The 12,648-nt window shown below is 33.9% G+C and carries 14 protein-coding genes; 11 read left to right on the top strand and 3 right to left on the bottom strand.

Annotated features, from left to right (window positions below):
- Positions 1-302 precede the first annotated feature (302 nt).
- The 3 genes from RBU60_RS13420 to RBU60_RS13410 are packed head-to-tail and all read right to left on the bottom strand — an operon-like array spanning position 303 to position 1,684.
- Positions 303-1,010 (bottom strand): DUF4377 domain-containing protein, encoded by a 708-nt coding sequence (locus tag RBU60_RS13420; protein WP_308865570.1) that lies wholly within the window; start codon positions 1,008-1,010, stop codon positions 303-305.
- A gap of 12 nt (positions 1,011-1,022) precedes the next feature.
- Positions 1,023-1,502 carry a DinB family protein gene (locus RBU60_RS13415; RefSeq protein WP_308865569.1) on the bottom strand — a complete coding sequence of 160 codons (480 nt, stop codon included), beginning with the start codon at positions 1,500-1,502 and terminating at the stop codon, positions 1,023-1,025.
- Positions 1,503-1,507: 5 nt separating this feature from the next.
- The gene (locus RBU60_RS13410; protein ID WP_308865571.1) at positions 1,508-1,684 is read right to left on the bottom strand and encodes a CAL67264 family membrane protein; all 177 of its coding nucleotides are present in this window, start codon (positions 1,682-1,684) and stop codon (positions 1,508-1,510) included.
- A gap of 263 nt (positions 1,685-1,947) precedes the next feature.
- Between RBU60_RS13410 and RBU60_RS13405 the strand changes: the two genes are divergently transcribed.
- From RBU60_RS13405 to RBU60_RS13355, 11 genes are all read left to right on the top strand, one after another.
- A complete protein-coding gene (locus RBU60_RS13405; RefSeq protein ID WP_308865568.1) occupies positions 1,948-3,591 on the top strand; it encodes an acyl-CoA carboxylase subunit beta in 1,644 nt (547 codons plus the stop codon).
- Positions 3,592-3,956: 365 nt separating this feature from the next.
- The gene (locus RBU60_RS13400; RefSeq protein ID WP_308865567.1) at positions 3,957-4,823 is read left to right on the top strand and encodes a hypothetical protein; all 867 of its coding nucleotides are present in this window, start codon (positions 3,957-3,959) and stop codon (positions 4,821-4,823) included.
- A 151-nt stretch (positions 4,824-4,974) separates the two neighbouring features.
- Complete coding sequence (locus RBU60_RS13395) at positions 4,975-5,724, top strand: hypothetical protein (RefSeq protein WP_308865566.1); 750 nt, start codon at positions 4,975-4,977, stop codon at positions 5,722-5,724.
- Between the two features lie 93 nt (positions 5,725-5,817).
- Positions 5,818-5,943, top strand: coding sequence for a hypothetical protein (locus tag RBU60_RS13390; protein WP_308865564.1), 126 nt, complete (start codon positions 5,818-5,820; stop codon positions 5,941-5,943).
- 203 nt (positions 5,944-6,146) lie between these two features.
- Positions 6,147-7,616 (top strand): sensor histidine kinase, encoded by a 1,470-nt coding sequence (locus RBU60_RS13385; protein ID WP_308865563.1) that lies wholly within the window; start codon positions 6,147-6,149, stop codon positions 7,614-7,616.
- On the top strand, positions 7,609-7,785 hold the full coding sequence (locus RBU60_RS13380) for a response regulator (RefSeq protein ID WP_308865562.1): 177 nt from the start codon (positions 7,609-7,611) through the stop codon (positions 7,783-7,785). Before RBU60_RS13385 ends, RBU60_RS13380 begins: the two co-directional genes overlap by 8 nt.
- On the top strand, positions 7,782-8,018 hold the full coding sequence (locus tag RBU60_RS13375) for a response regulator (protein WP_308865560.1): 237 nt from the start codon (positions 7,782-7,784) through the stop codon (positions 8,016-8,018). Before RBU60_RS13380 ends, RBU60_RS13375 begins: the two co-directional genes overlap by 4 nt.
- Positions 8,008-8,649, top strand: a complete 642-nt coding sequence (locus tag RBU60_RS13370) for a hypothetical protein (protein ID WP_308865559.1) — start codon at positions 8,008-8,010, stop codon at positions 8,647-8,649. The genes RBU60_RS13375 and RBU60_RS13370 overlap by 11 nt, the downstream gene beginning before the upstream one ends.
- A 114-nt stretch (positions 8,650-8,763) precedes the next feature.
- Entirely contained in the window at positions 8,764-10,398 is a 1,635-nt protein-coding gene (locus RBU60_RS13365; RefSeq protein ID WP_308865558.1) for a M1 family metallopeptidase, read from the top strand.
- Between the two features lie 542 nt (positions 10,399-10,940).
- Positions 10,941-12,137 (top strand): tyrosine-type recombinase/integrase, encoded by a 1,197-nt coding sequence (locus tag RBU60_RS13360; RefSeq protein WP_308865557.1) that lies wholly within the window; start codon positions 10,941-10,943, stop codon positions 12,135-12,137.
- A 284-nt stretch (positions 12,138-12,421) separates the two neighbouring features.
- The coding region (locus tag RBU60_RS13355; RefSeq protein WP_308865556.1) for a hypothetical protein at positions 12,422-12,648 on the top strand (227 nt) is incomplete at its 3' end.

The raw sequence follows: 12,648 nt of genomic DNA, 5'->3' as shown, positions 1-12,648 counted from the left end.
AATATATCAATAGATTTATATTTAATAGAAACATCAATAACATAAAAATCAGTATTATTTAAAATGCACAACGGGTAGAGGTTATTCGTTCGTTGCTTAGATTACTGTTTAACTATGGGCTATATGTCTGGTTGAGCACAATCGAAACCTACTTTTAGTATCCAAAAAGTTCTCGACTCCCCGCCAGAATGAATTCTTTCGGGCTGGCGCTCGAACTGACAATAGTATGTATTTTAAATGGATTAAAATCAATACCTTAGATGACAATAAAAGTAAATATGTAACTACTGACCTCTATTAGATTAGTCTGTTTTTTGAAGCTGAAGAACTTCGTTGTCATCTTCGTCATACAACCTTAGCTTAAGGTTTTCTCTGTGGAAACCGCGTACCGAAAGCAATGCCTTGTTAAAAACGCTAGGAGTTTTCATATCACGACACATTTTTCGAGTCAGTGCGATGTTTTCAAAGCTTATTTTGTCAACACTAAACGTAGTAATATCTCCTGATAACTCGTTACAAGAATCATTTCCATAAATTTTCATCTTGGAAAGATTGATTTCTAATCGCGGATGCTCGTCTCCTTCGGCTATGGGATTTTCATTGATGTTCTCTACCACCCAAATATCATTTAAGCCAAAGCGAATATCCTCTTCTTCTTTTAGTGTCTCTATAAGTCGGTATTGAATGCTAGAAGCATCTGCAGGGACACTTTTTAGATCCAATTGAGTTTCTTCTACTTTTATTTGCTGAAAATATCCCGGTTTAAACCTAAAATCTTTTATAGAGGAATAGAAAAACTCCCAAGAAGCATCTTCTAAATTTTCACTTTTAGAAATAAGTAAACAATGCATTTTTCCCGCTCCGCCACTGCATTCCTTTTTATAGCTATTCACCCAATAGGTATTCGTTGTGATATTTGAATCGGTTTTCTTTTCTTCTTTTTTTCCCTCTTGACAAGCGCTGGTGGTTAACAATATGGCAAAAATAAAGAATGAAGTTATTGTTTTCATGAAATTTGTATTTTATGAAGTGTGTAATCCTAAACAACGCAAAACAACCAATAACTGACCCGTATGGTAAGCGGTGTGCTCAACTACCAATAAAGATTCGCGCAATAAAGTTTGTTCGTCTTTTCCGTTTTTTACAGGTTGGGTAAGGGAATTGCTGGTATCTTCTATAAAAGCAGTTAGACTTTTTAAATTAGAAGTATATTCATGTTGTAAAGTCTCCCAGTCTTCTTCACTCTTGGGCTGCTTGTGTTCTGGCCAATACTCATTGGGCCAGTCGGAAGTTTTATAATTTGTCGACACACAAAATTCTAGAATATCTTTTTGTGTGTACATAATATGATAGAAAAGCTCATAAAAAGAATAAGGCAAGTCTTTGGGGCGCTCCCCTAGTTGATGAAAGGGAATCTCCTGAAGCATTTTGGAGACAGGCACAAAAGCTTCTCCTCCATGTAAATGCTTTACCAATTGTTTTCTTACAGCTTGATCTATCATGTTTTTTATACTCTTCCTTTTAAGGCATTAAATACCCAGGCGATGGCAAAGAAGCCTATTCCCACAGCGGCAAATCCATAACCAGCGACTTCATTATACCTAAATGCCCCTAAAGCTATTAATCCTATTCCTACGACAATCATGATAAATGTGGCCCAAGCCAAAACGGTGTTTTTATTCATACTCATTTCTTATATACTTTAATTTTTACTAAAATTGAATGTTGGTAAGTTTACAAAAATACTATCTATTCTAGAAAAAACTAAGATTATTACAAATCTTTAGGGCTAAAATATGTTTAGGTTTTTGTATTTTCGCTACCCAACTGATGCGTTAAGGATTGAGCGGCCTGTTTGAGCTCTCCCAATGAGAATTGGGAAGCGAGTAGCGAAAGCCTGACCCATTGAGAAATGGGGAACGCCCAAAAACTGAATAACTTTTAAGCATGGATATAAAATTTAATAAAAACGAAGACCATAATAAATTATTGGTTTCAGACTTAAATAGTAAACTGAAAGAAGTTTACCTAGGTGGCGGGGAAAAGCGAATTGAAAAGCACCACGCCAAAGGAAAATTAACCGCAAGAGAGCGAATCGACTTTTTATTGGACGATCCTAAGGCAGCCATTGAAATTGCTGCTTTTGCTGGGGACGGAATGTATGAAGAACACGGCGGATGTCCTAGTGGTGGCGTAGTGGTAAAAATAGGTTACGTTTCTGGAAGGCAAGTGATTGTGGTGGCCAACGATGCTACCGTAAAAGCGGGCGCTTGGTTCCCTATTACCGGAAAGAAAAACCTTAGAGCACAAGAGATTTCTATAGAGAATCGCCTACCTATTATTTATTTGGTAGATAGCGCTGGGGTGTATTTACCGATGCAGGCCGAGATTTTTCCAGATAAGGAACATTTTGGACGCATTTTTAGAAACAATGCGGTAATGAGCAGCATGGGAATTACCCAAATTGCGGCGGTGATGGGGAGTTGTGTAGCCGGTGGTGCTTACCTTCCTATTATGAGTGATGAAGCTTTAATCGTTGAAAAAACGGGAAGTATTTTCTTGGCTGGAAGCTATTTGGTGAAAGCTGCGATTGGAGAAAGTATAGATAATGAAACGCTTGGCGGAGCGACTACACATTGCGAAGTTAGCGGGGTAACCGACTATAAAGCGAAAGATGATAAGGATGCCCTTACCAAGATTAAGAATATTGTAGACAAGATTGGCGATTTTGATAAGGCTGGTTTTAACCGAAAGAAAGCGGTGAAGCCTAAATTAGATCCGCAAGAGATTTTTGGTCATTTGCCTGCCAAGCGAAGCGATCAATATGATATGATGGAAATTATTAACCGCTTGGTAGATGATTCAGATTTTGAACCTTATAAAGACGGTTACGGACAAACTTTGATTACGGGTTATGCCCGAATTGATGGATGGGCCGTTGGAATTGTAGCCAATCAAAGAAAAATTGTAAAAACCACAGCGTCTAAAACCAAACCGAAAGAAATGCAGTTTGGAGGCGTAATTTATTCGGATTCTGCCGATAAAGCCACCCGTTTTATTGCGAATTGTAATCAAAAGAAAATTCCGTTGGTATTTTTACAAGATGTCACCGGATTTATGGTAGGAAGTAAAAGTGAACACGGCGGAATTATTAAAGACGGCGCCAAAATGGTAAATGCAGTAAGCAACTCGGTAGTGCCTAAATTTACGATCGTCATTGGAAACTCTTACGGAGCAGGAAATTATGCGATGTGCGGAAAAGCTTACGACCCTCGTTTAATCGCTGCTTGGCCAAGTGCTGAATTGGCGGTGATGAGTGGAAATTCTGCTGCAAAAGTATTGTTGCAAATTGAAACCGCTTCCTTAAAAAAGAGAGGCGAAGAAATTACTCCCGAAAAAGAAAAGGAACTTTTTGATAAAATAAAAGCAGATTATGACGAGCAGGTAAGTCCGTATTATGCGGCTTCGCGTATTTGGACAGATGGGGTGATTAATCCGTTAGATACTCGTAAATGGGTTTCTATGGGAATTGAAGCTGCCAACCACGCTCCTATTACTAAAGATTTTAATCTAGGCGTAATTCAGACTTAATAGACTGTAGATTGTAGGTTATAATTCTATACCTACGTTCTTTCCTATTTCCATCCATAAGAAGGCTGATAACCTTAAAATTCTATTCGGATATCCCGATTATATATGAAAAAAATAAAAATGCTATCCATTTTGTATAGCATTTTTATTTTAAAATGATTAGTTTTAGGTACTCACCAACTTCCTTACACTTTATGACCGTAGAATTTTTACTTATTTTTCCTATCATTTTTTCTTTACATAATTAACAATCTATCCTGCAAAATAGCTCCCAAGAAGTTTAGCTAAAGAACTTATTTAATTGAATTAACTTCAGCTATTTTAAAAATTAATAAGAAAAAAAATAAATTCATCAACTTGTATCTATGAGAAAAACCATTACATTATTCTTCGGGATCTGGAGCTTTATGTTCTGCATTTCGGCTTTTTCACAAAATTATTATGAACAACTACTGCCGTCTCGGCTAGATTTTTCTAACGAAAAGCCTAAAGACTTTAAAGGTAAAATACTTGTATTAGAAGAAGACACTTTGTTTGCAAAGAAACACAGTGCAAAAGATCTCAGCTTTTTAAAACCTTCACAATATAACTATCAAGATATCATAGAACAGTATCAACTAATCGCATTCTACCCTGTCTTTACCGATACCAAAAACAGTTACTATTTGCCTCAGTGGAGTAGCGATATTGTTGTATATCTAGATCCGAAATTACCTGAAGAAGTAAAAGTTAAGTTTGAAAAATTTTATTCAGACGTAAGTCTAAAAAACGTCAAAAATTTAAAAATTAGCTTTACTAATCAACTTAAGAATGCCAACTATCAGATTAAAACTACAGAAGAAGATATTAACGGATACGAGAAAGATTTTGAGTTTAAAACGGAACAAGATAGAAGAAAAAATATGTATACAGGAGCAACGTATAGCTTACATAGTGATAAGAATCGTAAATACTACGCAGCTACTTTATACATTAACCCTAAAAAAATAGGTACGAATGAATTGGTTCTAAAAAGATTAAAACGAGTATTTTATTACAGTTTAGGAAACTTTAGCACTGCTCTTGTTCAGGAAAATAAAAATAGTTTACTCGACCAAGAATACAATAACTCCCATAAAATTTCCACATTTGATCTTAATATTTTGAGCATACACTATGGAGTTTTATATGATCATCTTGTAGATTATCATATTCATAGAAGACTCACTCAACTCGCCACTCAACATGATTAAAAAATTATTTTTTTTTCTATTTCTTATAAGTTATGGGTCTAATTACACCCAGGTGCCTAAGAATAAGAACGTCGACGCCCAAAAAACACGAACACAACAACGCGGTTCCTATATTCCAATATCTTACTATAAGAAAAAATATAAAAACCCTTTGACCGCCAAAGATTCTGCTTCATTTATGATACGTGGTAACGACACTTTGGTTTATGTAGAAAACTACCCAAAAGCCAATGGCGTAAGAGTTGAATATGAATATAAAGATTCTACTTTTTTACATTACTATAAAGACGTAGCTTTCCAGTATAAGGTAGATAGTTTAAAGTCCAAAGCTAGTATGAGGTATTGGAAAGAAGGTCTTAGAATTTATCTTTCAAAAAGTATATTTGGCAAGCCTAAACGAGAATTCAAACGTTTTGCTAAGGAAATTGGTGAGGTATCAGATTCCTTAAAGGTCTCATTTGTTTCTAAAGTGGAGGAGTCTAATTATATCATTTATGCACAAGGTGATTTTGAGTATGAGTCTAGCCTTATTAACCAAAAATATAGTGATTTTTATCTTTTCTGGAATGGGAAGAATCAGATTTATAAATGTGCCCTCAAAGTGAATAAAAAACAAATGTTTAATAATGAACTCCTCACTTATAAGCTGAAGGAATTGTTTTTTAAGAGTTTGGGCTACTTTAGCCTCTCTGATGAATTGAGTTGCGATAATTATTTTTCGAATTGTTTTTCCAAAAACAAAAAGCTAAGTCGGTTAGATAAAGCACTATTAAAGTATCATTACTCCTATGGAATTTGTAAAGGAACTACTTTGAGCGTTTTTGAAGAGCAACAACAACTCATGAAAAAAAGTTTAAAAGAAAATCCTAATGCCAAATTATACTTTTTACATTCTGATTAAAGTCTACTTGAAAGCCAAAATATAACTTATAAATTATTTCCCATCATTTGCTTATTAGCGCTTACAGCTTGCCAAAGTGAACAGAAAAAGAAAGTGCCTGTTAAAGACTACAATCTTAAAATAGAGTTGAAAGCTTTAAACCTGCAAGTAGACAGTATTGCGATGGCAGATACTTATATTTATAGAAATAAGGAGAATTTAAGCAAGCTACAAGATTAAAAAAACATCTTAGAAAAGCAACCGAAAATTTAAAAACCTAATTAAAAAAAACTCCACCAAATCTGATTGGTTTTAGGATTAGGGAATTAGTAAATATGATCTATTAAAAAAGGGGGATTGGTTTAAAATATTTCTAAAAATTTTATAGGAATGACACTCCTATTTTAAATTAAAAAATAATATCTTCTCCTAAAAATAAATCTTTGAAGAATAAACTGTATACTCTTATTAGTAAAGACATTAAGCTTTTTGAGTTTATAGAAAATTATGCTTTATTTGGTTATCTATTTTATGAAATCGAGCATCAAGAGAACTTTTACTTAAATCACCAACTCCTTCAGCGTCTTAAAAAACATCAAATAGACTTCTCTACATTTAATTTTAAAGTACTGGATAATCTCAATCAAAATTCAGAAGAAGTTGTTGAAATAGAGCTACATATTCAGGAGAAAAAAAAACTTCTTAAAAAAGCTAAAAAGTTAGTTGTTTATGGAGAAGGTACCGCTTATGCAATCGTGGCTTTTCATGAAAAGACAGTTAAAATCAGTTCTTTTGAAAATGGGATAAAGAAAATTTCAATTGAAGACCAACTAAAAATAAGTCAGAAAGCCTTCACTAGTAATTTTGAAAATGCTGCTATTGGGATGGCCATTGTTTCTTTAGATGGTAAATGGGAAAATGTCAATTCGGCTATTTGTACCATGTTGGGATATAGCAAATCGGAACTACATCAACTTACTTTTCAAGACATTACACATCCAGAGGATTTAAATTTAGACTTACTTTCCCTGCAAAAACTTATAAAGGGAAAAGTTCCTCACTACCACATGGAAAAAAGATATATCCATAAAAATGGTTCTATCATATACGGAATATTAGCCGTTTCTATGGTCAAAAATCAAGATAAGAATCCGCTTTATTTTATTTCTCAAATCGTAAATATTACGAAAAGAAAAAATGCAGATAAAAAGGTGAAGAGTTTACTCGAAACCAGTAAAAATCAAAACGAGCGATTGAAGAATTTTGCTCATATAGTATCACATAACCTAAGATCACATTCAGGAAACTTCTCTATGTTACTAGATATTTTAGAAGAAGAAAATGACGAAGATCAAAAAACAGAAATTACTTCTCATTTAAAAGTAGTATCAAATAACTTAAAAGAAACTATTTTCCACCTTAATGAGATTGTGATTATGAATAATAGCATTTACGATAATTTAAAACCGATTCATCTTTTAAAAGAAGTCAATCTTATTTTAAAAGACTATAATATAAGTGCTAAAAAAGCTGCGGTAAACATAAGTGTATCTATTTCAGAAAGTATAAAGGTTTTAGCCATAAAAGCTTATTTAAATAGTATTTTGATGAACTTCATCTCTAATGGAATAAAGTATAGCGACCCCAAAAAAGAAAGTTTCTTAAGAATCTCTGCACAAAAAGACAAGGAATTTGTTATCATTGAAATAATAGATAATGGCTTAGGAATTGACTTAGATAAAAACGGAGATAAGCTATTTGGCATGTATAAAAAATTTCATGAAAATGAAGATTCCAAAGGATTGGGTTTATTTATTGCAAGAAATCAAATTGATGCCCTCGACGGAAAAGTAACAGTAGAAAGCTCTGTAGGCAAAGGAACTACTTTTAAAATATATTTAAAACATGAGTAAACTAAAATTAGCTTGTATTATTGATGACGACCCTATTTTTATTTTCGGATTAAAAAAAGTAATGAATAGTGTTGAATTTTCTGAAGAAATTATGATCTTCAAGAATGGAGAGGATGCGTTGCATGGTTTAATTGATTTAAAAATGAACCTGAAACTCTTCCCGAAGTGATTTTATTAGACCTTAGTATGCCTGTAATGGACGGGTGGCAGTTTTTGGATGAATTTACCAAAGTAAAGATAGAAAAGAAAATCACCATTTATATCGTGTCGAGCTCTATAGATCCTATGGATTATGAAAGAGCAAAAAGCTACAACGATATTCAGAATTACATTATAAAACCAGTACAAACAGAAGACTTAAAATCCATTCTTAAAATCTTTAAATCCACTTATGAAGCTTAAAATCAACCCCTTAATCTTGTTATTCGTGTTTACGGCTTGCCAGAATGATCAAAAAAAGAAGGAGGCTGTAGAAGATTACAACCTTAAAATAGAATTAGAAGCTTTAAACCTGCAAGTAGACAGTATTGCTTTAAAACCGGCCAACAAGAAGCAACAAATGACGGTGGTGTATAAAAACAATGCAGCCTTGTTTCTAGTGGAAGATTCAATTAACGATTTATATAACCTTAAGCTGTATACCAGTAAAGACATCGTTAATAAAAAAATATGGCTACAAGGAAGTGATATTCTGATTAAAGGAGAATTGACTCCTCAGCTTTCTATAGATACCGTAATCAACTCACCACTTTATTATAAGATTCAAGAGAATTCTAAAACGCTAAAGAGACTTTTTAAAGAGGATGAAAATAATCCTGAAATCGATGCTTTTTTTCTTCGTAAAATAGAAGAGCTTTTAGACAGCCCCGTTAGTTTTTCAATGGCAGATACTTATATGTATAGAAATAAGAAAAACATAAGCAAGCTGCAAGATTTAAAAGACATCTTAGACAAGCAACCCAAAAACTTAAAAACACATTCGCTTAGTATTCATCCCAAATTAAATAGAGCCATCACTCAATTAGAAAAATAAGCTTTTCTACACCTACAAACTTTTTTAGAATTACTATCTTTAACTCTTGATATCAAGTTAAAATTGAGCTCTAATGCTTCATTTTTCTATTTTACCCCCTACAAGATCATTATTATGAAAAAACTCATCTTCACTTTTATTCTACTCGGAATCACACTTTCTAGTCAGTCGCAAATTTTAAGCAACAAGGAAGGCAACTACACCAAAGCCGATTCGTTACGTGGTTCTTTGAGGCCCGAAAGAACCAATTTTGACGTATTAAAATACGATTTACACGTAAAGGTAGATCCGGAAGAAAAGTACATTTCTGGCGTTAATAGCATCACTTTAAAGGTTTTAAAGTCAGCACAAAGGCTTCAGCTAGATCTGTTTGAGAATATGAACGTAGATTCTATCGTTTTTCAGGAAAAGCAGTTAAGTTACCAGCGAGAGTTCAATGCGGTTTTTATTGATTTCCCACTTCCGCTTGACGGAAATAAAGAGATAAAAGTTGATTTCTATTATTCGGGAAATCCCATTGTAGCCAAAAATGCGCCTTGGGATGGTGGATTTATCTTTACGGAAGACGAAAATGGAAAACCTTGGGTAAGTGTGGCTGTGCAAGGAACCGGTGCTAGTTTATGGTACCCTAATTTGGATCACCAAAGCGATGAACCCGAAGAAGCCGAAATTCATGTGGCTGCTCCCAACGGATTAATGAACGTTTCTAACGGAAGATTTACCGGAAAAAAAGACCTTCAAAACGGCTATACCGAGTGGAGCTGGAAGGTGACTAATCCCATTAATAATTACAATATTATCTTGAATATTGGCGATTATGTGCATCTGCACGACACCTACCAAGATTTAGATTTAGATTATTATGTATTGTCTTACAACAAAGAAAAAGCGAGAGCGCAGTTTAAGGAAGTAAGCCCGATGATGGACTGCTTTTATGAAAAATTTGGAGCCTATCCTTTTGTAGAAGATTCGTATAAATTGGTAGAAACGCCGTATTTGGGTATGGAGCATCAAAGCGCTGTAGGCTATGGAAACGGCTTTAAAAATGGCTATTTAGGCAAAGATTTATCTAGAACCGGCGTGGGATTAAAGTGGGATTTTATCATCATTCACGAAAGTGCACACGAATGGTTTGGAAACAGCATTACCGCTAAGGATATTGCAGATATGTGGATTCATGAGGCTTTTACCACCTATGCTGAATCTGTTTATGTAGAATGCCGTTGGGGAAAAGAAGATGCCCTCACCTACTTGTTTGGGTTAAGAGGTTCGGTGATGAATAATTCGGCTATTATTGGCGATTATGGCGTAAATACAGAAGGTTCTAGCGACATGTATTACAAAGGTGCCAATATGTTAAACACCATTCGCGGCGTGATTAATGACGATGAAAAATGGTGGGCTTTGTTAAAAGAATATACCGAAAATTACAAACACCAAATTATTGATACGCCAACGGTGATCAATTATTTTGAAAAGCATACCAAAGCGAGTCTCACTCCTATTTTTAATCAATATTTAAACTATGCCCGTTTACCGGAATTACAATTAAAAAAGAAAAATAACAAGGTTTACGCACGATGGGAAACCGATGTAGAAGATTTTGCTATGCCGTTAATCCTGAAGGTAAACGGAAAAGAAGTTCGTGTTGCTCCTACCAACCAATGGAAGAAAATGCCTTTTAAAAATAGTTTAGAAAAGGTTGAAGTCGATTTAAAGAAATACTACATTCTCGTCACTAAAGCATGAAAAAGCTGTTTCAACATACGCAAACCAGCGCTTTGTTATGGATACTGATTATCTTTATTACAGATGCACAAATCATTTTCTTCAGAAAAATGACCTTTTGGAATTAGTTGTGTCCGACTAAGACATAAGACTTGCCCATACCGAAGCGGTACCTTCGGGCGGGCTTTGAAAGACATAAGACCTAAGACTTTATTTTTAATGACCTGATAATTAAATTAAATTGATTAAGCATACGTATTAATTTTTAAATTTCCCTGATAAATTTAATAGTAAGCTGTCACTTCATAAAAAAACTCTAAAGGCCTCTTATATTTGAATCAACAGAATTCTGTAATGATTTAATCGGAAACTGATGATAAAGAATTAAAAAGTTAATTCGACTAATTTTGAAAATAAAAGAGATTGATCACTAGGCTAGCTACTCATTAACAGAACACTAGAAATCATCATAAAAAACTTTATTTGAGAAGTTAAGATAGAATTTCTCCCGTTTATTTATTTTTTTTAGCTAAATTGAATGCTGGTTTTGTAAATCACTAGCTATGGCTTTTATCATTTTAGATTCATTTTTATACCAAGAAGCGCTCCAGATTGGGGTTCGCTTTTCTGCTTTTGATCTAAAATTAGAAGCACTAACTAAGAAATTACCTCGCATAAAGTGGTCTTCTACGCATAGCGCTTATTATATGGAGTATTCTAAAAAAAATCCTTTTTTTCTTTTCAAATATTATAATGATGCAGGATACTTTGTTAATTATGAGAAACTAAAAAATGTTAAAAAATTACTTCCGCGGAAGCGTGAGCCAAAACCAAAATTTGTTTCGGTAAGTAAAGCTGATTTAGATTCTGCTCAAGTTCTAGACCTTAAGAAATTTGTTTCCTATTTAAAAGGCAAAAGATTTAGTAAAAGTACGGTGCGTTCTTACTATGGTTTTTTATTAAAATTGGTGGTTTACAGCGAAAAACCTGCAAATTCTTTAACCTATAGAGATATGGAGCTTTTTTTAGAGAAGGTGATCACTAAGCAAGGATATTCGGTAAGTTCGCATAGGCAATGTGTAAGTGCTTTAAAGCATTTTTCTAAGCTTTTTGAGGTGGAAGGAATAGAGAATTTGGAAAATTTAAGACCTCGGAAAAGCAGGTTACTACCAACGGTACTATCTCAAGAAGAAGTGATTCGTATTTTACAGGTTACCAAAAATTTAAAACATCGGTTTATTTTGGCGCTCATCTATTCTTCTGGTTTGCGTATAGGAGAATTGCTTGCGATGAAAGTGGCCCATATTGATGTGGACCGGAAGCAAATATTGATTGTTTCGGGTAAGGGCCGAAAAGATCGCACGGTAATATTGGCAGAAAGCATGATTCCCTTATTTTACAACTACGTAAATACATATTTACCCGACTATTATTTAATTGAAGGCAAAAATGGAGGAGCATACAGCCCTTCGAGCATCAGGGCATTTCTAAAGAAATCTTGCCAATATGCAAAGATTTTAAAACACGTAACGCCGCACACATTAAGACATTCTTATGCCACGCATATGCTGGAAGACGGCGTTGATTTAAGGTATATTCAGTCGCTTTTAGGGCATAGCAGACCAGAGACCACTATGATTTATACGCATGTCACTAGAAAGGACTTATTAAAAATTAAAAGTCCGTTAGATACTGCGGTAATGCATTTAAAAGAAGCTAGATATAATAGTAAAAATGTGTTGTTATCCCGCAAATTTTAACGTTAAAGGTGTATATTTGAGCTGATATAACTAGTTGGCAGTAATTTAAAAAAATCGTGCGTTCATTGAAGTTTTAGCAAAAAATTTAAATACTGATACTACAAGTCAGCCGAAAAAAAGACGTGGTAATAAAGAATCTGATTTCTGACTTTTAAAATAGGCGTACGGAAAAATAAATCAGAACCATTGTATTTAATATTACGCCGACTAAAAAAAGAATTATAGCTGCTGACATTAGAATTATAACTACTGTAAAAAGAAATTTAGTTACTGCAATTAGAATTATGACGACTGCAAAAAGAAATATAGCTACTGCAATTAGTATTATAGCAACTGCAAAAAGAAATACGGCTACTGCAATTAGTATTACAGCAACTGCAAAAAGAAATATAGCTACTGCAATTAGTATTACAGCAACTGCAGAAAGAAATATAGCTACTGCAATTAGTATTACAGCAACTGCAAAAAGAAATATAGCTACTGCAATTAGTATTACAGCAACTGCAGAAAG

It is taken from the genome of Mesonia profundi, from assembly GCF_031085155.1.
Taxonomy (GTDB): Bacteria; Bacteroidota; Bacteroidia; order Flavobacteriales; family Flavobacteriaceae; genus Mesonia; species Mesonia profundi.
Note: the sequence above shows the minus strand (reverse complement) of the source record. Positions and strands in the feature narration are given on the sequence as shown.

What these genes read in the sequence shown, in the direction of transcription:
- RBU60_RS13365 (WP_308865558.1), top strand. Translation starts at nt 8,764, where the DNA reads ATGAAAAAACTCATCTTCACTTTTATTCTACTCGGAATCACACTTTCT.
- RBU60_RS13370 (WP_308865559.1), top strand. Translation starts at nt 8,008, where the DNA reads ATGAAGCTTAAAATCAACCCCTTAATCTTGTTATTCGTGTTTACGGCT.
- RBU60_RS13415 (WP_308865569.1), bottom strand. Translation starts at nt 1,502, where the DNA reads ATGATAGATCAAGCTGTAAGAAAACAATTGGTAAAGCATTTACATGGA.
- RBU60_RS13410 (WP_308865571.1), bottom strand. Translation starts at nt 1,684, where the DNA reads ATGAATAAAAACACCGTTTTGGCTTGGGCCACATTTATCATGATTGTC.
- RBU60_RS13420 (WP_308865570.1), bottom strand. Translation starts at nt 1,010, where the DNA reads ATGAAAACAATAACTTCATTCTTTATTTTTGCCATATTGTTAACCACC.
- RBU60_RS13400 (WP_308865567.1), top strand. Translation starts at nt 3,957, where the DNA reads ATGAGAAAAACCATTACATTATTCTTCGGGATCTGGAGCTTTATGTTC.
- RBU60_RS13405 (WP_308865568.1), top strand. Translation starts at nt 1,948, where the DNA reads ATGGATATAAAATTTAATAAAAACGAAGACCATAATAAATTATTGGTT.
- RBU60_RS13360 (WP_308865557.1), top strand. Translation starts at nt 10,941, where the DNA reads ATGGCTTTTATCATTTTAGATTCATTTTTATACCAAGAAGCGCTCCAG.
- RBU60_RS13380 (WP_308865562.1), top strand. Translation starts at nt 7,609, where the DNA reads ATGAGTAAACTAAAATTAGCTTGTATTATTGATGACGACCCTATTTTT.